The 20,179-nt window shown below is 39.9% G+C and carries 19 protein-coding genes; 10 read left to right on the top strand and 9 right to left on the bottom strand.

Annotated elements, in window-relative coordinates; translation table 11 throughout:
* Window positions 1–63 precede the first annotated feature (63 nt).
* From M5F03_RS14265 to M5F03_RS14255, 3 genes are all read left to right on the top strand, one after another.
* On the top strand, window positions 64–1,533 hold the full coding sequence (locus tag M5F03_RS14265) for a phosphoethanolamine transferase (protein ID WP_249708718.1): 1,470 nt from the start codon (window positions 64–66) through the stop codon (window positions 1,531–1,533).
* 138 nt (window positions 1,534–1,671) lie between these two features.
* Entirely contained in the window at window positions 1,672–2,481 is an 810-nt protein-coding gene (locus M5F03_RS14260; protein ID WP_249708717.1) for a polysaccharide deacetylase family protein, read from the top strand.
* Window positions 2,482–2,483: 2 nt separating this feature from the next.
* A complete protein-coding gene (locus tag M5F03_RS14255) occupies window positions 2,484–3,476 on the top strand; it encodes a glycosyltransferase (protein ID WP_249708716.1) in 993 nt (330 codons plus the stop codon).
* On the opposite strand, the gene M5F03_RS14250 is transcribed toward M5F03_RS14255, so the two are convergent.
* Window positions 3,473–4,144 (bottom strand): hypothetical protein, encoded by a 672-nt coding sequence (locus M5F03_RS14250; protein WP_249682523.1) that lies wholly within the window; start codon window positions 4,142–4,144, stop codon window positions 3,473–3,475. The two genes, M5F03_RS14255 and M5F03_RS14250, sit on opposite strands and share 4 nt — an antisense overlap.
* 102 nt (window positions 4,145–4,246) lie before the next feature.
* On the opposite strand from M5F03_RS14250, the gene M5F03_RS14245 reads away from it, so the two are divergent.
* Complete coding sequence (locus tag M5F03_RS14245; protein WP_249708715.1) at window positions 4,247–4,915, top strand: SGNH/GDSL hydrolase family protein; 669 nt, start codon at window positions 4,247–4,249, stop codon at window positions 4,913–4,915.
* Between the two features lie 28 nt (window positions 4,916–4,943).
* Here M5F03_RS14245 and M5F03_RS14240 read toward each other — a convergent pair whose 3' ends face one another.
* Window positions 4,944–5,987 carry a polysaccharide pyruvyl transferase family protein gene (locus M5F03_RS14240; protein WP_249708714.1) on the bottom strand — a complete coding sequence of 348 codons (1,044 nt, stop codon included), beginning with the start codon at window positions 5,985–5,987 and terminating at the stop codon, window positions 4,944–4,946.
* A 163-nt stretch (window positions 5,988–6,150) separates the two neighbouring features.
* Between M5F03_RS14240 and M5F03_RS14235 the strand changes: the two genes are divergently transcribed.
* Window positions 6,151–7,074 carry a hypothetical protein gene (locus tag M5F03_RS14235; protein ID WP_249708712.1) on the top strand — a complete coding sequence of 308 codons (924 nt, stop codon included), beginning with the start codon at window positions 6,151–6,153 and terminating at the stop codon, window positions 7,072–7,074.
* Here M5F03_RS14235 and M5F03_RS14230 read toward each other — a convergent pair.
* The 4 genes from M5F03_RS14230 to M5F03_RS14215 all read right to left on the bottom strand — a co-directional run bounded on the left by M5F03_RS14230 (window position 7,071) and on the right by M5F03_RS14215 (window position 11,326).
* Window positions 7,071–7,295 carry a hypothetical protein gene (locus M5F03_RS14230; RefSeq protein WP_067767767.1) on the bottom strand — a complete coding sequence of 75 codons (225 nt, stop codon included), beginning with the start codon at window positions 7,293–7,295 and terminating at the stop codon, window positions 7,071–7,073. The genes M5F03_RS14235 and M5F03_RS14230 overlap by 4 nt on opposite strands.
* 125 nt (window positions 7,296–7,420) lie before the next feature.
* Window positions 7,421–8,287, bottom strand: a complete 867-nt coding sequence (locus M5F03_RS14225) for a lysophospholipid acyltransferase family protein (protein WP_180121875.1) — start codon at window positions 8,285–8,287, stop codon at window positions 7,421–7,423.
* Window positions 8,288–8,601: 314 nt separating this feature from the next.
* Window positions 8,602–10,386 (bottom strand): aspartate--tRNA ligase, encoded by a 1,785-nt coding sequence (gene aspS / locus M5F03_RS14220; protein ID WP_078194161.1) that lies wholly within the window; start codon window positions 10,384–10,386, stop codon window positions 8,602–8,604.
* A gap of 160 nt (window positions 10,387–10,546) precedes the next feature.
* A complete protein-coding gene (locus tag M5F03_RS14215; protein WP_249708711.1) occupies window positions 10,547–11,326 on the bottom strand; it encodes a DUF4184 family protein in 780 nt (259 codons plus the stop codon).
* 146 nt (window positions 11,327–11,472) lie between these two features.
* Here M5F03_RS14215 and znuD point away from each other — a divergent pair, with 146 nt between their 5' ends.
* Complete coding sequence (gene znuD / locus M5F03_RS14210) at window positions 11,473–13,557, top strand: zinc piracy TonB-dependent receptor ZnuD (RefSeq protein ID WP_249708709.1); 2,085 nt, start codon at window positions 11,473–11,475, stop codon at window positions 13,555–13,557.
* A gap of 109 nt (window positions 13,558–13,666) precedes the next feature.
* Complete coding sequence (locus tag M5F03_RS14205; protein WP_249708707.1) at window positions 13,667–15,133, top strand: phospholipase D family protein; 1,467 nt, start codon at window positions 13,667–13,669, stop codon at window positions 15,131–15,133.
* Between the two features lie 87 nt (window positions 15,134–15,220).
* Here M5F03_RS14205 and M5F03_RS14200 read toward each other — a convergent pair whose 3' ends face one another.
* Complete coding sequence (locus M5F03_RS14200) at window positions 15,221–15,679, bottom strand: hypothetical protein (protein ID WP_180035824.1); 459 nt, start codon at window positions 15,677–15,679, stop codon at window positions 15,221–15,223.
* 183 nt (window positions 15,680–15,862) lie between these two features.
* Between M5F03_RS14200 and M5F03_RS14195 the strand changes: the two genes are divergently transcribed.
* Entirely contained in the window at window positions 15,863–16,327 is a 465-nt protein-coding gene (locus M5F03_RS14195) for an RcnB family protein (protein ID WP_372491155.1), read from the top strand.
* Between the two features lie 68 nt (window positions 16,328–16,395).
* Here M5F03_RS14195 and M5F03_RS14190 read toward each other — a convergent pair whose 3' ends face one another.
* Window positions 16,396–16,893 (bottom strand): phosphate-starvation-inducible protein PsiE, encoded by a 498-nt coding sequence (locus M5F03_RS14190; protein ID WP_078194156.1) that lies wholly within the window; start codon window positions 16,891–16,893, stop codon window positions 16,396–16,398.
* 170 nt (window positions 16,894–17,063) lie between these two features.
* On the opposite strand from M5F03_RS14190, the gene M5F03_RS14185 reads away from it, so the two are divergent.
* Together M5F03_RS14185 and M5F03_RS14180 are read left to right on the top strand one after the other, a co-directional pair.
* Window positions 17,064–17,696: an FMN-binding negative transcriptional regulator gene (locus M5F03_RS14185; RefSeq protein ID WP_180121869.1), complete on the top strand. Its 633-nt coding sequence runs from the start codon at window positions 17,064–17,066 to the stop codon at window positions 17,694–17,696.
* A gap of 14 nt (window positions 17,697–17,710) precedes the next feature.
* A complete protein-coding gene (locus tag M5F03_RS14180) occupies window positions 17,711–18,256 on the top strand; it encodes a GNAT family N-acetyltransferase (RefSeq protein WP_249708705.1) in 546 nt (181 codons plus the stop codon).
* A gap of 113 nt (window positions 18,257–18,369) precedes the next feature.
* On the opposite strand, the gene M5F03_RS14175 is transcribed toward M5F03_RS14180, so the two are convergent.
* The gene (locus M5F03_RS14175) at window positions 18,370–20,151 is read right to left on the bottom strand and encodes an acyl-CoA dehydrogenase C-terminal domain-containing protein (protein WP_078194153.1); all 1,782 of its coding nucleotides are present in this window, start codon (window positions 20,149–20,151) and stop codon (window positions 18,370–18,372) included.
* Between the last annotated feature and the right edge of the window lie 28 nt (window positions 20,152–20,179).

The raw sequence follows: 20,179 nt of genomic DNA, 5'->3' as shown, positions 1-20,179 counted from the left end.
TTTCTACCAACATTTCAGTCTATCTTGGAAATGTTTGAATAATATTACAGGGTTGTCCGGTCAATGCTAAAAACCTATTTGTTCCCATTTTTGCTTTCAATTGGGTTTTGCGTTGGCTTAGGTTTTTGGGACTATTTATCTGAAATCAAAGATGCTCCTTTATTCTTTGTTTTGGTTCTTTCGAGTACGTTTTTTTTCATTGCAGTAAAACAACTACATAGTTCTATTTTTAAGTACATTTTCCTTGCGCTGTTTTTTGTCATTAGCCTGTATATTGCAAGTGGGACGGGGTTCTTACAAGGACACATGTCTTTGGGAATCGTGGCATCGATGTTTCAAAGTAATACCAATGAAGCCTTTGAGTTTTTATCTGTAGTTGATCCTAAATATATTGTTTTTGCCTTTGTTATTTTTTTAAGTCTTTGTTTTTATATTTTATTTTTTAATCAAGCTAATCAGGGAAATTATCCCAAGCTGATTTTGACACTTATCTTTATTGCTAACGGCATTAGTGTGTTTGGTATTCAAACTGCAATGGCGACGGTTAAATATAAACAAGAAGAGGCCAAACTCCTTGAGGATAATGTGCAAGATATCGATTGGGAAATTCAGCAGGCGAATGCTAGCTATGACAATCAAGTGATTATTATTGGTGAGAGTGTTCAGCGAGATCATTTATCACTCTACGGTTCGAAAGACGATACCACGCCTTTTTTAAATGAGATGCCACTGGATGTTGTAGATCATTACATCGCAACTGCACCGAATACGGTAACTAGTCTGACACGAACGCTGACTTTGGTTGATCAAAATCGTGAACCGCAGATTGCAAAAAATGTTGTGACGCTAGCAAAACAAGCGGGCTATAACACCATATGGATTTCAAATCAGGGATTTATGGGGAAAAATGATACGGCGATTTCTAAAATTGCCATTCATGCCGATCATCAGTTCTTCCTGAAAAGTGGTAACTATATGTCGAGTAATATTGATGACGACAAAATGGTCGAAATATTACAGGCTCAGTTAAAAAAATATGCCAATCAAAAAAATGTAATTTTTATTCATATGATGGGCTCACATCCGGATGCTTGTGAACGTCTGTTTAAGGCACCACGTATGTATGCGAATAAACCTGAAACGATTAATTGTTATTTATCTTCGATCAATAAGTTGGATCACTTTATAGAACAGATATATACCTCTTTGAAGGCTGATCAGCGTAGTTTCAGTGTGACCTATTTTTCTGATCATGGTATGACCGTGGATGAAGATTCATATCATGTAGATAATGAATTTAAAGATAATTATCAGGTTCCATTTTTTGTATTACGTAGCGATGCGCAGGCCAAAAACTACTATAACAAGACTGTGAGTGCCTATGATTATATGCATATTTATGCAGATTTATTGGGGGTGAAAACACCATTATTAGATCCTAAAAAATCGTTGGCGAATATCGAAGATAATCAAAATGTCACCGTTTTTGATTGGGATGATTATGTGCCATATCAGTCTTTAAAAGGTCTGTAGTAATCGACTCAAGCTTATTTATATGGGGTTAAATACTGCTAACGAAATCTTTTACAATCAAGGAAATTATAGGTGTGTACTTTTAAAGCTTCAGAGCGTGTGGCAACATAGCCTGAGTGTGCTTAAAGGCTTATCCCTGTGATTTATATTGTTCTTATTCTTCTGTTATTGGTGATTGCATTCAGCTATAAATATGCTTGGTGGAAACCTGCAGTCGATTGGAAGAAACCGCGTGTATTGATGTATCACATGGTTCGTCAGCATATTGATGGTGCAAAATTTAATAAGCTGCGAGTGAATCCTGAAGAGTTTGAAAAGCAAGTGGCGTGGATGAAGTCCGAAGGATTTCATTTTGTGACCATGCAAGAACTACAAGATGACTGGGGAAAACACCCAGAAAAAACCGTTGCGATTACCTTCGATGATGGATATCTAGATAATTTAGAACATGCCTTTCCGATTTTAGAAAAATATCAAGCGAAAGCCACGATTTACGTGGTGGTAGATCGACATGACCGGGATTGGTCAACCTATAAGAAAGCCCATCATAACAGTGGTGAGTTAGCACGTGAGCCTAAGTTGAATGATGAGCAAGTCAAACAATTGGCAGCCAGTGGTTTAGTCGAAATTGGCTCACATACCATGACGCATGCAAATCTAGATAAATTGAGTGATGAAGCGTGTCTTTCTGAGTTAACTCAATCTAAGCAGCAATTAGAAGAAATGACAGGAAAATCGGTACATAGTTTTGCTTATCCATTTGGAATATATTCGGAACGTGATGTCGGACTAGCAAAACAAGCTGGCTATACCAATGCTGTGACCACCATAGAAGGCATTGATGACTTCAGCCCTGATTTTATGCAATTACGTCGTATTAAAATTAGTGGTAAAGACTCGATGTTTGCAGTGAAGTTAAGACTCAAATTAGGTAAGCGAGAGGGTTGAGCATGCGTATTACATTAGTCATGGCCAGTGCTGAAGATGGTGGTCTAGAAAAGCATGTGATTGAATTGGCGAATGGGTTAAGCCAAAACAATGAGGTTAGCTTGATTGCGCATGAGCGTTTTGCTCATTTACTCGATGCAAAAGTGAATGTTGTAAAAATGGATTTGAGCGGAAGTCGGCATAATCCTTGGACAAAGTATCAGTTAAAAAAGAAAATTATTGAAACTCAGCCAGATGTATTACATGTACATGCAGCAAAAACAGCCCAATTTGTGCATGGAATGGTTAAATCATTTGCTTTCCCCTGTGTCGTAACGGTTCATGGTCAAAAGAAAAAGAATCAGATGAATCAATCATTTGATCATATTGTTGTAGTGAGTGAACAGTTAAAACATCAATTAGAAAATCCATCCAAAACTTCAGTGGTATATAACGGCGTTGAACTGAAGATAGTTCCTCAAGAATTTCAAAAGAATCGTAAGTTCATTGCAGTTGGTCGCTTAAATGAGGTGAAAGGTTTCGACGTTTTACTTCAAGCTTGGCAAGATATTCCTCATCAGTTGACGATTGCAGGCGAAGGGGAACAGCGTCCGTTATTAGAGCAGCTTATTCAAGATTTAAATTTATCCGATCGGGTTCAGCTCATCGGATTTTGTGAAGAGATACAACAGCAGATCAGTGAGCATGAAGCACTTATCGTCTCGTCTTTACGTGAAGGTGGTCCTTACACTTTGGGTGAAGCTTTATTATTAAATCGACCTGTTTTTGGAACCTGTGTTGGGATGATGCCTGAGTTTATTTCCGAAACATGGTTATGTGAAACGAATGATGTCGATGCTTTACAACAACTGATCAAACGCTATTGCGCCTTGGAGCATCCTGAGTCTGTTTTTCAAGATGCATTTAACTTGGCACAACAGCATTTAACCATCGAGCATATGCTATTGAATACAGAACAAGTATATAGGCAGGCGATTGCGAGTCAGGCTGCTTAAACTTGTTTATAGTTAGTGACTTCGATGAACTTTTTAAAGAAAGGCTGAAATACTGGTGGCATGTAGGCTGAACTAATAAATTTGGTGCTTACTTCTGTAATGCCGTAAATTTTACAGAACATAATACGATGATGTCCTTGATTCAGCTTATCTTTTACGCCCATAGAACGGCATAACATGATGTGCATTGGAAAGTTAAAGTCATAACCCGAATCTTTAAAAGATTTTTCCAGTTTACTGTAGCGTTCCTGACGTTTATCTTCATCCAGCTTCCAACGGCGGCTCGTCCAGTTGTATGCCGTTTCAGGCGTTTTAATATTCCGTTCTAACGCATTTTCTGTAATGTCACTGAGTAAAATACGATAGCTATGAGAACCAAAATTTTGGCGACGAGAGCGAATTTTTTTAATAAAAGAACCAAAAAAGTTAAATAAAAAACCTTCGGTTTGGAATGCAAATCGAGTACGTACACGATCTTGCTCCAATGAAGTCACTGACTTTAAATAGATAATACAATCTTGATGCTGGTTTGCTTCACACGCTAAAAGAACAACCGCATCACAACCTAAATGATCACCTTGAAAAGAAAAATCACGCTGCGATAAAGTGATTAAGCTTTCTGGATGGACATGATAAGTTTCTGAAGATAGGCCGAAATTTGTTTGCATGTGGACTCACATCAAATGAAATAAATTTGAACGATTCACGATAGTGTAACATGGCTGATTTTGTAGCGTATAATGACGTATTCGCTGAGATTGGAAAAAAGAATGGGCAATTCACTTCGTTATGTTGCTTTAGGTGGTTGTAATACCGCTGGTGAAGTACACAACATCGGTAATGCATATCCTGAACGTATTGCACAGGCACAAGGCTGGGCACTTGAAAACTATGGTTATACCATGTCGAGTACACGTGAAGGCATTCAATTTTTTAATCTGAAAAATGTCGCTGAAGCTGATGTGATTAGCATTCAATTTGGTGGGGTAGACAGTTGGTTGACATTCAAAGGTTCACCTTTTGTCCTGTATTATCCAGATTCACCATGGCGTAAATTCCTGAGAAAAATCGTCAAAAAAATCAAGAAATATGCACGAAAAATTCATTGGCATAATGTTGTAGGCGAAACGAATGTTGTGCCATATCAAGAGTATATCGATAATATTCGTTATATGATTGATCATAGCAAAGCTCAATATATTCTTTTAGTAGAAACTTATCCGAACAAAGATAAATCACGTGAACCACGTATTCTTAAATACAACCAAGCACTGAAAGATTTGAGTGATGGTAAACGTGTACTGTATGTTCCTAATTATGAAATATTGAATCAAGACCTAGTTAACAACTATGATGATTCAACCCATTTATCATCTCAAGGTCAGCAAGTTGTGACGGATGCTGCATTAGCTGCGATTCGACAAGCTGAAGCGCAATAAAAAAAAGCCGCTCAATGAGCGGCATTTTTTAGGCACAAATTTGGCTAAAAATCTGTTCATGTTTTAACTTAGTTTTCTGATCAAAGGACTGAAGTTTGAGCTTTTCTTCATCGCTATATTTAGCCTTTGCATAAAGTTGTTCAAGACTCAGTTGATTTAAATCTTCTAGACGAATATGGCGATCTGTTACCTGTGCATCACTGAGGAGGTTATGCGTTTTTGAGGTATTTGATGCCACGATCAGCACTGGGATTTGCATCTGTAAACAAAAACATAAGCAGTGATAACGACCAGTGATCACCAAATCACTTGCTAGCATTTTTTGCTTAAACGCCAGTGTGTCATCAATACAATAATTAAAGTCTTGATAATAACGACGCGGTTTATACAGTCCAAAGGTGAGTTTAGAAAGAAGATTATATTGTTTTAATTTCTTCATTTTTTTGGGATTGTAGCCAATCGTATGCGCATCTAAGGGCAAATTTTTGGTGATCGGATGATAGTCAAAGTGCTGCTTTTCAGCATAGGCAAATAGGGCATCACTGACATGGCTATACACCGAATCATTCACAATGACTTGAGCAGGACGTGTTAATGCAGATTCTGTTGTATGGGCTGGATTAAATCGATGACTCGAATAAAAGGTTAAATCGGCAGCATATTCACAATGTGGATGCTGCGGCTTCAACGTTGCTAGACTTTTCTGATCGCGTACATAGAGCCCATCAAAATCTTGAATCAGTTCATTCCATGATGTTGGGTTATTTTCCCAAGTACTGTTCAACAGAAATACAGGTATGCCTTGTTGTTTGGCGATAGATCCAAGTTTGAGGAGAAATTCACCAAAAGGCGCTGCATCATGCAGTGTACCTTCTCCATTGATAAGGACAATATCGATATCTTTTAATAACACAAGCCATTTTTCTTCAGAAATCGTTTGCCCCGTACAAAGTTGAGAAAACTTCGCATCAGGATGATTTTTCTGTATTAGACTGTACAGATTATTCATTACGACTTCGCAACCATGGTGTAGGTTGGTACGGGTATCATTGAGAATAAAAAAGTGTTTCAAAAAGGTTACCTATTGTTCAAGATCAAAATGGCATTGGAAATCATAACGTTTAATTTTGGTGGGCAAATCATTCTGCCTCAACCCTTAATATAGTGTAATAGTGATGATAAAACGATTGTTTATTGTGCGGACCCCATTACAGTTATTTAATGCCTTTGAGGCAATGCAACGGTTTCATCAAGCCGATACGCAAAATGAACTGTTAGTGGTTTATGGTTCACTGCGAGACCATCGCATGATGCAACAGATGTTACAGACACTTCAGGGCTGGAATCGTATTGTATATCAACCTTTTATGGGGTGGAAAAAGAAGTTTTATGCATTTCAGTTGAAAAAGCATTTTCCAGATCATAGTCAATATGACGATATTTTTACAGGGATGATTCAGCATATTCCACTGCATCTCATGAATAGTTTAAATGCAAAAAATTATTGGTTAATTGATGATGGTAATGAAACTCGGATGATTGTGGAACATCTAAATCAGGGCACTTACTACACAAAAGATCGATCACAAGGGTTGTTCGGGATTAGACAAAACCCTGAAGTTTTAAAAAAAATCCAATTATTTACCTTATATGACGATTTAGAAACTACACATCCGGTGACGATCAATGATTATCGGATCTTTAAACAAAACGCACGTACGCTAGAGACAAAAAATGGTTGCGATTTAGTCATTGGTTCGAATCTTGTGGGAACGTATCTTAAGTCAGTAGCTGAATATTTAAGTATTTTAAAATCGCTTAAACAGCAAATGGCGGATCGACATTTATACTATGCACCACATCGATATCTGAGTGAAAGTACCGTTCAAGCGATTGAAAGCATGGGCTATGAAATTTTGAAATATGATACGATTTTAGAGCTTTTTCAGTATGAGCAGGGCTGGTGTTTTGAGCGTTATTATTCGATACGTTCGACTGCTATCGACACCCTGACACAGCTTTATGGTGCAGCAGGGGCATTTATACGTTTAGATGAGTCGCACTTTGTAAATCATGCGAAATGGCAAGAATGCAATGAAATTTGGAATACAGCACAGCATGTGATCAGTTTGGAAACAACCGAGAGAGCACTGAATTAATCTTCAGTGCGATCCGCATTACCTTTCAACACCATATAAATCAAACCGACAAAGATTAATAATGCACCTGCAAGGCTGCTGACACAGAATAAAACGATTCGGTTATAGGTGGTTAAGTTGAATAATTCATTGGCTAAAATGTAGCGCATGAACAACCATTGTACGACAGAAAAAACAATCAACACGATTGCACGACGACGGACTTCAGGACGCATAGCCATAGGAGAATCACTTAAAGTGGAAATTGAGGTTATTATGCCACTGTCGATAATCGATCTCAATTCAATAAGATTAATCCAAGCCTGTGGAACACAAATCTACAGGTTGAGATGTTCTCAGATCACCTTTATTTGCGGTACATATTGATATTGCCAAAGCAGACCCGAAAGCGTTTATAAGACCAGATATACTGTTCTGGTGCTTGGTTAATGGTGTCTTGCATCGCGATGTTGAGGGTGTCGACAGAGGATTGTAAGTCTTTAGATAAAATCTGGTCTGATAAGGTTTGGCAATGCACATCAAAGTACTGTAGGTTAGGTTGTCGGATACAACTTAAGCCGATGATATTGCATTGGGTTTTTGCAGCAAGCTTTGAAACAAGTGTGATCGATAAAGTATTTTGCCCAAAAAAATTGGAATAAATGCCGCCTGAAGGCTTTGGTAAATGGTCTGGTAAAATCACCGTTAGGCCGCCTTGTTTTAAATGTTTAAAAATGGCACGGATCCCTGTTTCATCTGTCGGGACTAAGGTTGCATTGAACTTCTCTCGTGCTTCTAACAGATACCGATTGATCCCTTTATTTTTATTCGGTTTATACATAATCATCGGTTCTGTATACAAGTTCAGCCATGCATTGAGTAGTTCCCAACAGCCAAAATGCGGAACCACAACAATGACACCTTTTTTATTCGCAAGTGCTTCCGTGAGGATATTTTCACCATAAATATTTTTCAGTAAGCTCAGGCTATAACTTGGTGGCATACCCCAACATTTAATAAATTCAATATAGGTCAAGCATTGGCTGCGGATACTTTGACTGACGAGCTGTCTCTTCGCTGTCGCTGACATATCTGGGTAGGCCAGTTGAATATTGATGCTAGTGATACGTTTGATTGATGAGTTAAACAGGTTAAGAATAAACGCGATCATCAAGGCCAAGTTTTGTAACAGCCAAAGTGGCAATAGCGCGATGATTTTGAATATAAAGTACATGGATCACAAGGTCTCAAAATTGACAGCATGGGATAAAATAAATTTTGCCAAGAGACCGCACTTATTCAGTGAAAAGTACAAAAAGATCTGAATCTAAAAACAAAATAATTGGAAGTGGAAAATTGAGCTGTCCATTGCTCAAAGGATGTAGTGAAACATCATAACGTACTTGAAGCGTTTTGATATTAGCAAAGTACATCAAATCTTAAATTTATGTTTTGTAGGTTTTCTACTACCTTTTGTAGGTTGACATAAAAAACCCTGCATAGCGCAGGGTTTTTTGAAACTTAAAATCTAAATCTTAAAATGTAAGATTATTTAGATTCTTCAGCTTTTGGTTTTTCACGTAAGCGAATACCTAAGTCACGTAATTGGTTCGCTTCAACTGGCGCAGGCGCTTGAGTTAAAGGACATTCCGCAGTCTTAGTTTTCGGGAATGCAATCACGTCACGGATAGAAGATGCACCAGTCATCAACATCACTAAACGGTCAAGACCGAATGCTAAACCACCGTGAGGAGGCGCACCGAATTTCAAGGCGTTAAGCAAGAAGCTGAATTTCTCTTCTGCTTCTTCTTCAGAAATACCAAGCGCTTCAAAGATCGCTTTTTGCATTTCTAGGTTATAAATACGAAGTGAACCACCACCGATTTCAGTACCGTTCAATACCATATCGTAAGCAACAGACAATGCCGCACCTGGATTGTTCTTCACTTCTTCAACGCTTGATTTTGGCAGCGTGAATGGGTGGTGAACAGATGTCCATTTGCCATCGTCAGTTTCTTCGAACATTGGGAAGTCAACAACCCAAAGTGGCGCCCACTCGCAAGTTGCAAGTTTCATGTCGTGACCGACTTTAATACGTAAAGCACCCATCGCATCGTTTACGATTTTCGCTTTATCTGCACCGAAGAATACGATATCGCCATTTTCAGCGCCAACACGTTTCAATAGATCAAGCACGATTGGCTCGATGAATTTAACGATTGGAGATTGAAGACCTTCAATACCTTTTTCAAGTTCGTTGACTTTGATGTAAGCCAAGCCTTTCGCGCCATAAATGCCAACGAATTTAGTGTATTCGTCAATTTGGCTACGTGGAAGCGCGCCAGCACCTGGTACGCGAAGCGCAACAATACGGCCTTTAGGATCTTTAGCAGGACCTGCGAATACTTTGAACTCAACGTCTTGCATCATGTCTGCAACGTCAACCAATTTCAAAGGAATACGTAAGTCAGGTTTATCAGATGCATAGTCACGCATTGCATCTGCATACGTCATACGTGGGAACTTGTCGAACTGAACGTTTAGAAGTTCTTTGAACATCTTAACCGTTAAACGTTCCATCAAATCCATAATGTCATCGTCACTCATGAACGATGTTTCAACGTCGATTTGTGTGAATTCAGGCTGACGGTCAGCACGTAAGTCTTCATCACGGAAACATTTCGCGATTTGGTAGTAACGATCAATACCACCCACCATCAACAACTGTTTGAATAGCTGTGGAGATTGTGGAAGTGCGTAGAAGCTACCGTTAGAAACACGACTTGGTACTAAATAGTCACGCGCACCTTCAGGAGTCGCACGCGTCAAAATCGGTGTTTCAACGTCTAGGAAACCATTTTCTTCGAAGTAGTTACGAATTAGGTTAGTCAATTTAGAACGGAAACGAAGACGATCTAACATTTCTGGACGACGGATATCCAAGAAACGATATTTCAAACGTACTTCTTCAGAAATATTTGTGTTGTCGTCATTCAATGGGAATGGCGGAGTTTCTGAACCAGCAAGCACTTCGATTTCTTTACCAAGAACTTCGATTTGACCGCTAGTCATATTCGCGTTTTCAGTACCTGCGTAACGACGACGTACACGGCCTGTAATTTTTAATACGAATTCTGAACGTGCTTTGTCCGCAGTTGCGAATGCTTCAGGAGTATCTGGGTCAATAACCACTTGAACAAGACCATCACGGTCACGCATGTCAAGGAAGATTACACCACCGTGGTCACGGCGACGGTGAACCCAACCGCATAATGTAACGGTTTGGTCAATTTGAGCTTCGGTTAAAGAACCGCAGTAATGAGTTCGCATCATAGCGTTAGAAATCCAACTATATGGGTTAAGGTCAGCGAATACGTAAACAGCGTACCGCTTTTATTCGAATATGGGATTATGCCTCTTTTTAGCTGTTTTGTCACAAGGACTTATTGCTAAAACAGCCAAATTTACAGCAAATTTTCGGTCAATGATGGGCTTAAGCCGATGACGTTGAAAAAATATTGGTGCTCTTGCTTAAGATCAGAAATATCAGACTACCGAAGCTAAACGTGGCTAAAAATGCACGGAAAAAATAATTAATGGCTTTGCCGACATAGGCATACAAGTCGTGTACAAAAGCATCTGAATAAATACTGTCAGCAAAATAAAAATAACTTGCGATTCCCGCAGCTAAAGACAGGGCCGCTAAACCATATACATAGACTTTGATGGATGTGGGGACGTTTGCAGTACTTCGATAGTGAAGATGATGACGATAAATCATCCATGCCATAACGGGGAGTGCCAAGCCAGATAATCCAATTTGCAACACACGATGTAGGGGATATGAATGACCAAAAAATGGAATCGGCAGACTTAAGAGATCTTTAAAAGCAAAGGTACGAAAGTCAACATGGGTCAAGCCATCCCAAACAATATGCGTCGAAGTTCCAATGATGAGTGCGAGGATGAGACTGAGCATAAACCCACAGCATTGATTGAAATTCTGTAGATTCAGCGGCTTATTTAAACCAAAAAAAGCAAATAACATCGGGCGATAGAGCACATACCACAGCACACAAAACAGCAAACCAAGGATTAAGTTTGGAACAATTAACCCCGACCATTGATGTGAACCTGCATAGTCAGCATTAGTAAATAAACGGAATAAATCTGGCACCATGCTACCAATTGCGAGTGCTGCAATAGGTAGGCGATTTCCGCTTAATTTGGAAATAGGCGGTGCGAGTACAGCATGGGATATGGTAAAAGGCATTGAACTAAAATAAATATATGAATAAATACAATGTGGTATCGGTGAGTGTATATGATTTGGGCAGATTAGAATGTTTTTTATTGCAAAAGTAATGAAATGTTATATTATAACATTATTCAAAATTAGCCAGATTTGAGTCTCTCCAAATGTCTTTTCATAAGAATTTAATCACAATCTCAATTTTTGCAGTGATTGCACCCAATATTTATGCTGATGATCAGCAACAACAGGTACAAACTTTAGAGGCGATTAATGTTCAGGTTCATCCTTTAAATCAAAGTGCTGCAGATTTTGCGGTTGCAGATAACATTATTAAGCATAAAGATTTGGCACAAGGTGGAGTCACTATTGGTGATGCCATTGCCGGACAACCTGGAGTGTATTCAAATCAGTTTGGTGCAGGCTCAAGTCGACCTGTAATACGTGGGCAAGATGGGCCACGTGTCAAAGTGTTGGAGCATGCATCTGAAACAGCAGATGTTTCAACTTTATCCCCTGACCATGCAGTGACGGTTGATCCAATTTTAGCGAAACAAGTAGAAGTGATTCGTGGGCCATCCACTTTATTATATGCAGCTGGGACGGTTGGTGGGTTGGTGAATGTTACCGATCAAAAAATTCCAACGCATATGCCTGAAAATGGTTTAGAGGGGCAGGTTGGGCTACGTTATAACTCAGGTAGCGACGAAAAATTAGTGAGTGCAGGTGTTACTGCTGCGCTAGGTGAAAATTTTGCACTGCGAGTTGAGGGATCAAAGCGTAAAGCCAATGACTATATCGTACCCAATTATTTCCATGATCATGATGGCGAATTAGAAAAAGAACGCCGAGTCGGTAATACTTTTGCAGAAGGGCAAAATGTCAGTGTAGGTGCGTCATGGATTCATGATCGTGGTTTTGCTGGACTGTCTTATAGCAACCGTCAAGACCAATATGGCTTGCCGGGTCATAGTCATGAATATGAAAGCTGTCATCCACATGATGACCATCTACACTGTGATGGTCATGATAACCATGGGCATACCGATGAGCATGACCATTCAGCGCATGACGAACATGATCACGATCATGATGCCGCAGGCCCATGGGTCGACTTAAAGTCAGAACGCTATGATTTCCGTACTGAATTAGCTGAGCCGTTTGCAGGATTCCAAAAACTACGTGCGCATGCGAGTTATACGGACTATAAACATGATGAAATTGAAGGTAACACCGCAGCAACCACTTTTAAAAGTAAAGGTTATGATGGCCGTTTAGAATTGGTCCATAACCCAATTGCTGAATGGGAAGGGGTAATCGGTACCCAGTACAATCAACAAAAGCTCAATATCAGTGGTGAAGAATCATTGATGAGCCCAAACAAAACGCAAAAATGGAGCGTGTTTGGTTTAGAGCATAAACAATTTGGCGATTTCCATGTCGAGCTGGGTGCCCGTGTAGATCAGCAAAAAATTGAGATTGACTCAGAACAAAAAGATTATGACGATTATGGTATTTCCTACTCAGGTGCTGTGAACTGGGCGTTTGCACCCAATTATAAATTATCCTTGGTGGGTTCTCATCAAGAACGCTTACCATTGGCACAAGAGCTTTATGCCAACGGTAAGCACTTTGCGACCAATACCTATGAACGCGGAAATGAAAATCTGGATGTGGAAAAATCCAATAATCTAGAACTGGGTTTCCATTACGAAAAAGATCAGTTGGATTATCACGTTCATGTTTACCACAACTGGTATGACAACTACATTTATGCTGCAACCAAAGATAATTTTGAAAACTTCCGCTTAGTTGATTACACCCAAGACAAAGCCAAGTTCTATGGCGCGGAAGCTCAAGTGGGTTATGCCATTAATGATATGTATAAACTCAGTGTCTTTGGTGATTATGTTCGCGGCAAAATTGATGGTGAAAATGCGCCACGTGTGCCTGCAGGGCGCTTAGGAACCAAGGTCGATGTTGACTTTGCGGATGGTTGGTCAGGCCAGGCAGAATATGTACATGTCTTTAAGCAAGATAAAATCACGGCGTATGAACAAGAAACTGACGGTTATAACATGGTTAATTTAGGTGTCGCTTATAGCGGTCAGTTAAAAGACCGTAATGATTACCATGTGTACTTCAAAGCCAACAACTTATTGGATGAAGATGTTTATTCACACAGTTCATTCATAGCCAATATTCCACAAGTAGGACGCAATTTTACGGTTGGTCTTGAATTTGGTTTTTAAGCTAAATGTGACTGAGTAAGGTGTTCTAATCAAGCTGAAGTCACAGAAATCCTCTTGAAAAATCAATGAATAGAACCTAGTCTGAGCGCATTAGACTAGGTTTTTTCTTATGCGCATCATTCAACGAATACATCACAAGCTCAATTGGTCACGTCGTCGCTATGTGGGTGTGGTCATTGGTTTATTGGTTTTAGGTTATTTGGCATCGGCAACCTATCACACGCTAAAACCACTCCCTGAAGGGCTGAACTACACGGGGAAACTTCGCCATGCTGAAGTGAACTTTTTAGTGGATGAAACCTATATCGATGCGCAAGGAAAGCAGCAACAGGAACATCGCATTTTTAAAGAAATGCTGAAAATGATCGAAGAAGCGCAGTCGACCATTGTGTTGGATATGTTTCTCTTTAATCCGCAAGTGGGCGACTCTCAATTAAAACATGAACAATTAACACAGGAGTTGACCGATGCGCTGATTTTGAAGCGTCGACTATCTCCTCAAGTGGAAATTTTTGTGATTACTGACCCGGTCAATTCGGTCTATGGCGGCATTCAACCCGAGCATTATCGTCAATTACGACAAGGGGGCGTTGAGTTGATCGAAACCAATTTGGTACCGCTTCGTGCATCCAACCCAGCATGGTCAGGTTTTTGGTATATCTGCTGTCAAGATATTGGCAATAATCCTGAACAAGGCTGGTTACCGAATCCATTAGGTACGGAAAAAGTGACGATTCGTAGTTATATGGATCTTTTCAACTTTAAAGCGAATCACCGAAAAACTTTGGTGGTAGATACCATCGATGGCTGGAAAGGTTTAGTCACCTCTATGAATCCACATGATGGTAGCTCACGACATTCCAATGTGGCCTTAACCGTCAAAGGCATGACCGCGATTGATCTGTTAAAGACCGAGCAAGCCGTAGGCATGATGTCCAAAGCCAATATTCCATTTGTGGTGATTAAGGATGTTGAAGCCGCGAAAACTCAGCCACAGGTTCAAGTGCTGACTGAAAAAACAATTTATGATGCCACACTCGACTTAATTGATAGCGCGAAGAAAGCTGGAACTGAAATTGATATCGCGATGTTCTACTTGTCAGAACGTAAAATTATCAAAGCACTCATTGCTGCGCATGAACGTGGCGTGAAAGTTCGGGTATTACTCGATCCAAACAAAGATGCCTTTGGTCGAACCAAAAATGGTATTCCAAACCGTCCTGTTGCTTCAGAACTACATAATGCCGGTATTGATGTACGTTGGTGTAATACCCAAGGTGAGCAGTGCCATAGCAAGATGATTTTAAAACGAACTGCTTATCAAGCCGATATGATTTTAGGTTCGGCAAATTTCACCGCGCGCAACTTGAAAAACTATAATTTAGAAACGGATTTACGCGTGATTGGTCTGAAAAATGCGCAAGTTTTTAAAGATGCATCGCAGTACTTTAATACGGCTTGGTCAAATCTGGATGGTAAACAAATGAGTGTCGATTATAGTAAATATGCGGATGAATCGACCTTGAAATATATGTTGTATCGCTTTATGGAATGGAGCGGAATATCTACTTTTTAGAATTGTCTTAATCTCCCAAATCCCTCTTTTAAAAAGAGGGACTTTCCTCCCTTTTTTAAAGGGAGGTTAGGAGGAATTTAATCAGTTTTAATTCTTCGGTACAGGATTCGGCGGAACGATTTGATCTAAATCTTTATCTGACATTTGATCCAATTCTTTAATATCGGTTTTGATTTTCCATTTATCGGCATCATCTACTGGTTGTGGCAAACGAGCTTCTAACCAGTCACAGATGACATCTGGTGGAAAATCGGCGTGGTTACATTGAATCACCCAAGACAAGAATTGTTTTGCTTCGCCATTCATATATGGTGGCGGAGAAACCGGTAAAAATTGAGTCGGTAAGCGTTCATTTTTAGAAATATAGTTCAATACATGACCCAATTCTTGAACGGTTTGCCATGCTAAAGGGTGATCTACATTAATTTGAAATTTGAACCACCACGCATTTTTGCCATCGGTGCCATATGAGTCGATTAAGGCTTCTTGGATACTTGGTACTTTCGAAAAAAATTGATGAAGTCGGTCAAAACTTAATTCAGACACAGCGTTTGATCCACTACGAAATAAAATCAATCTTAGCATAATCCAATCAAAAACAGGCTAGCATGAAGGTGCGATCAGCTTGGTCGGAAAATTAACAAATTCTTGCATTTGATGGATTTTTATTCATTTTTTCTCCTAAAATGGGTTTTATACTTAATCTATATACCGTGAAGGAGAGCTTGAGTGAAAGCAACATTATTCTATGCAATGGCAGGTGTGATGCTGATAATGACTTCAGCCAGTACTTTTGCGGAAAACAAATGGTCAAACTATCAAAGTGTGGATACATCAAAACCACAACACCGCCCACCGTCGATGAATCGGCCTGGCTATCCGCAGCATGCGCCGAATTATCCTCAACATTATCCTCATTATCCAAGTCGCCCGCCGGTTTATCCGCAATATCCAAATCGACCTTATCCGCAGTATCCACAAAGTGGCATTAGTATTCAATACAATGCGCCGACCACCATTACTCAAAATTCGCAGAGCTATAGTTGGGTGAATGGTGATCCTGCCAGCGCGAGTATTTCGAGTTCGACCTATACGTTTATCAGTGATTGGCAGCGTTTAGGTTTACCTGCACCCCCAAGTGGCATGTACTGGATCTTTGAAAATGGTCGCTATGTGCTGGTGCCTAATCGATAAGGTTTATAACCTCTCCCTTGCGTAGCAGTGCTACTCATCTCCTAAAAGGAGAGGGAACGATTTAGTGTTTAAGCCAATTCATCATCTTGTGGGCGAGGGGTTTTTCCTTCAGGCAGTGGCTTTTCGGAATGCTTGTCTCGAATAACCGAAGGGTAAGTCCAAGAGGCATAGCGCACAATCAAAATGGCCACAGCAAGAATGAGGATCGAACCTGTAGTAATGACCAAGCCCATATCTGCTTTATGGTCATGTTGAATGTCCGAAATCAGTAAACGGGTCAGGGCAGTAATGGCAATATAAATCAGGAAGCGTACTGGCATGTGGTTGGTTTTAAAATAAATACCGACCATGGCACCGAGTTCAAGGTAAATAAACAATAATAAAATATCGTCAATCGTGGCGAATTGTTTAACCGTAATAATTTCAAAAATGGTATGACCCGCAGACCATAAAATCATACAGCCGATGACAAACAGCGCAAGATAATGAAAACCTTCTACAGCAATATTGCCAAGTCGGTCGAGGAGGGCTTCGATTTTTTCTACTTTGGGATCACGATGTGTCATATATATTCCTCCTGTGTAAATTGCGTGAATATTCAATGAAGAACAAGTCATTAAATACCAAGCAAATTTCATGCACATGAAGCGCATATGACAAAAATATTTTTTAGGTTTAATAAAGTTTTTAATGTTAAGTTTGAGCTTAAATTTTGTCCTATAAGAATGAAGCGACGATGTATCAACCAACGCATTTTAAACATGATGAACTCCCTGATCTGATTGATCTTATGCGTAAGTATGCTTTGGCGACAGTAATACTGACTGCACCCAATGGTGAGTTGGAAGTGAATCATTTACCACTAGAATATGACGCTGAGTCAGGCGAATTGGGCATATTGCGCGGTCATATTGCCAAGGCTAATCCAATGTTTGAATTGCTAAATCAGTCAGCGCAAGCCTATGTGATTTTTCATGCCGATGATGCATATATTTCGCCAAGCTGGTATGAGGGAAAACAGGAGCATCATCGCGTTGTACCGACATGGAATTACCGCGTGGTACATGTCAAAGGCAAGATACGTAAAGTTGCAGATGAAAAATATATACGAGGTGTTTTGGCTCGATTGACTCGACAACATGAAGCTAGCCAACCCGTGCCATGGAAAATGGGTGATGCACCGAATGATTTTATTGCAGAACAACTGGAAAAAATTGTAGCAATTGAAATCGATATTCAGTCGATGATCGGGAAATTTAAATTGTGTCAAAATCGCAGCGCTATAGATGCGATGAATGTGGAAAAAGCTTTGGAAAGGTCAAATGCTGAAATGGTTGAGTCGATCAAAAAATTTTATCCCATGAAATAACAGGCTAAAGAATCATGCCCAATATGATTGAAACTGAACGTTTATGCCTGAGAAAGTATCAGTTAGGAGATGAAATTTCATTATTTGATACATATTTTTCGAATATAGAAGCAACTCGTTATCTGCAGCGGTTACCACATTTAACGATTCAACAGACGAAGAGTGTTTTAGAAAAGTGGGAAGATCATTGTTGGTCGACACATAATCCTGATTTTGCATGGGTGATTAGTGATAAGAATACGCAGTTAGCGATGGGCTTACTGTATTTCTTCAATCAAAAAAACCATGGAGAAATACATTTTGGGTTAGGGGTGAATTTTCATGGTTGTGGTTATATGACTGAGGCCTTAATTGGGGTAATTAAGTATTTAAAGCAGAATCATGTCACGAAGGTTGTTTCATCGTTTTGTGCTGAGGAACATCTAGCATCACAAAATGTCTTAATGAAGGTAGGATTTAAACAAGATAAAGATAAAACGCATTGGGCGAAATTTCCAATGCTAGACGATCAGTTCCATCCTTGTTTTACATATCGAATGGAATTAGGAGATTGTGAATAAGTAAGTATGCTTATGATTTTTTGAAAAAGTTGCACTCAGTGTTTATGTAATAAGAGCAGTAAAATAAAAAAAAATGCCCGATAAATCGGGCATTTTTGATTTTGTACGGCTAATTAAGCTTGGTTGGTAAAGTAATCTTCAGAGAAGTTCATGATCACTTCAGAACCTGCTTTTACTTTAGCAATGCGTAATGCCAATTCAGGTAAAATACGCTGCGTGAAGTAAAGAGTCAGTGCAAGTTTGTTTTGGTAGAACTCACCATCTTTGTCTTTTGCTGCATCTGCAATGCGGGCAAACATATAGGCAAAGCTGAGTAGGCCTACAGCATGTAGGTAATCAACTGCTGCTGAGTTCGGGAACTCAATGTTTTCACGAGCAGCTTCAAGTACATATTGAGTCACCGCTTCAACTTCAGCTGCTGCATCTAATGTTGCATCTTTGATGTAGTTCAAGCTGGCATCTAAGTTGTTGGCAAAATCACGAATTTCTTGGATATATTCAGCAATGAATTCACCATTGCACTTAATGGTTTTACGACCAATTAAGTCTTGAGATTGAACGCCGTTGGTCCCTTCGTAAATCTGTGCGATACGCAGGTCACGAATACATTGTTCCATACCCCATTCACGAATAAAGCCGTGACCACCGAAGACCATTTGGGCATCTAGCGTTGCTTGGAAAGCTGTATCTGTTAAATACGCTTTCGCAATAGGTGTTAACAGCGCAACACGGTTATTGGCTGCTTTGACTGCTTCTGGGTCAGTAGAGAACTTGGTAATGTCTAATTGTTGACCGACATAAACCGCAAATGCACGAGACGCTTCATTGTTGGCACGTGCGTTCAGCAACATACGACGTACATCACCATGAACTAAGATGCTGTCTGCAGGTTTTGCAGGTGATTGAACGCCAGACGCGCTACGGCCTTGTAAACGATCAGTCGCATATTGCGCTGCATTTTGATAAGCAAATTCAGAAGCACCTAGGCCTTGAATACCCATAGACAGACGTTCGTAGTTCATCATGACGAACATCGCTGCAAGGCCTTCATTTTCTTTACCAACCAGGTAGCCTTTCGCACCATCAAAGTTCATCACACATGTTGCAGACGCTTTGATCCCCATTTTATGTTCAATAGAACCAGGGCCTACAGCATTACGCTCTCCCAATGAACCATCTGCATTCACCAAGAATTTAGGTACGATGAATAGTGAAATTCCGCGTGAGCCCGCAGGCGCATCAGGCGTTTTCGCTAAAACTAAGTGGATGATATTTTCAGAAAGGTCATGGTCACCGCCAGTGATGAAGATTTTCGTACCAGTAATGTTATAAGTACCGTCTTCATTACGTTCAGCTTTAGTTTTGATAATACCTAAATCTGTACCTGCATGCGGTTCAGTTAAGCACATCGTGCCTGACCATTCGCCTGTATACATTTTTGGCAAATAAGTTTCTTTTTGCTCTTGTGATGCATAGCTGTTTAATGCCATGCCTGCACCTACAGAAAGAAGCGGGTAGAGCATGAATGATGGGTTGGTTGCAAACAGCATTTCGTCAGACAGAACAGTCAGCATTTTTGGCATGCCTTGACCGCCCCATTCTTCATCTGCGCCTAGACCAATCCAGCCGCCTTCTGCATATTGTTTAAATGCTTCTTTGAAACCAGCAGGAGTCGTGACATTGCCATTGCTATAGGTTGCGCCTTCTTCATCACCTGTGCGGTTTAAAGGATGAGTGACGTTTTGCGCAAATTTTGCCATTTCTTCAAGAATGGCTTCTGCAGTAGCAGCATCAACGTGAGCAAGATTTTCGTTGTTTTGCCAGAATTGTTCTGCTTTAAAAACATCATTTAAGATGAATTTCATATCTGCAAGCGGCGCATTATAAATTGGCATGTTCGTTCACCTGTTTATTGTTTGAATC

Origin of the sequence: Acinetobacter amyesii (genome assembly GCF_023499985.1) — a bacterium.
GTDB lineage: Bacteria > Pseudomonadota > Gammaproteobacteria > Pseudomonadales > Moraxellaceae > Acinetobacter > Acinetobacter amyesii.
Note: the sequence above shows the minus strand (reverse complement) of the source record. Positions and strands in the feature narration are given on the sequence as shown.

Coding starts and splice junctions, on each gene's coding strand:
- M5F03_RS14265 (WP_249708718.1), top strand. CDS start 64: ATGCTAAAAACCTATTTGTTCCCATTTTTGCTTTCAATTGGGTTTTGC.
- M5F03_RS14255 (WP_249708716.1), top strand. CDS start 2,484: ATGCGTATTACATTAGTCATGGCCAGTGCTGAAGATGGTGGTCTAGAA.
- M5F03_RS14250 (WP_249682523.1), bottom strand. CDS start 4,144: ATGCAAACAAATTTCGGCCTATCTTCAGAAACTTATCATGTCCATCCA.
- M5F03_RS14245 (WP_249708715.1), top strand. CDS start 4,247: ATGGGCAATTCACTTCGTTATGTTGCTTTAGGTGGTTGTAATACCGCT.
- M5F03_RS14235 (WP_249708712.1), top strand. CDS start 6,151: ATGCAACGGTTTCATCAAGCCGATACGCAAAATGAACTGTTAGTGGTT.
- M5F03_RS14230 (WP_067767767.1), bottom strand. CDS start 7,295: ATGGCTATGCGTCCTGAAGTCCGTCGTCGTGCAATCGTGTTGATTGTT.
- M5F03_RS14225 (WP_180121875.1), bottom strand. CDS start 8,287: ATGTACTTTATATTCAAAATCATCGCGCTATTGCCACTTTGGCTGTTA.
- aspS (WP_078194161.1), bottom strand. CDS start 10,386: ATGATGCGAACTCATTACTGCGGTTCTTTAACCGAAGCTCAAATTGAC.
- M5F03_RS14215 (WP_249708711.1), bottom strand. CDS start 11,326: ATGCCTTTTACCATATCCCATGCTGTACTCGCACCGCCTATTTCCAAA.
- znuD (WP_249708709.1), top strand. CDS start 11,473: ATGTCTTTTCATAAGAATTTAATCACAATCTCAATTTTTGCAGTGATT.
- M5F03_RS14205 (WP_249708707.1), top strand. CDS start 13,667: ATGCGCATCATTCAACGAATACATCACAAGCTCAATTGGTCACGTCGT.
- M5F03_RS14190 (WP_078194156.1), bottom strand. CDS start 16,893: ATGACACATCGTGATCCCAAAGTAGAAAAAATCGAAGCCCTCCTCGAC.
- M5F03_RS14185 (WP_180121869.1), top strand. CDS start 17,064: ATGTATCAACCAACGCATTTTAAACATGATGAACTCCCTGATCTGATT.
- M5F03_RS14180 (WP_249708705.1), top strand. CDS start 17,711: ATGCCCAATATGATTGAAACTGAACGTTTATGCCTGAGAAAGTATCAG.
- M5F03_RS14175 (WP_078194153.1), bottom strand. CDS start 20,151: ATGCCAATTTATAATGCGCCGCTTGCAGATATGAAATTCATCTTAAAT.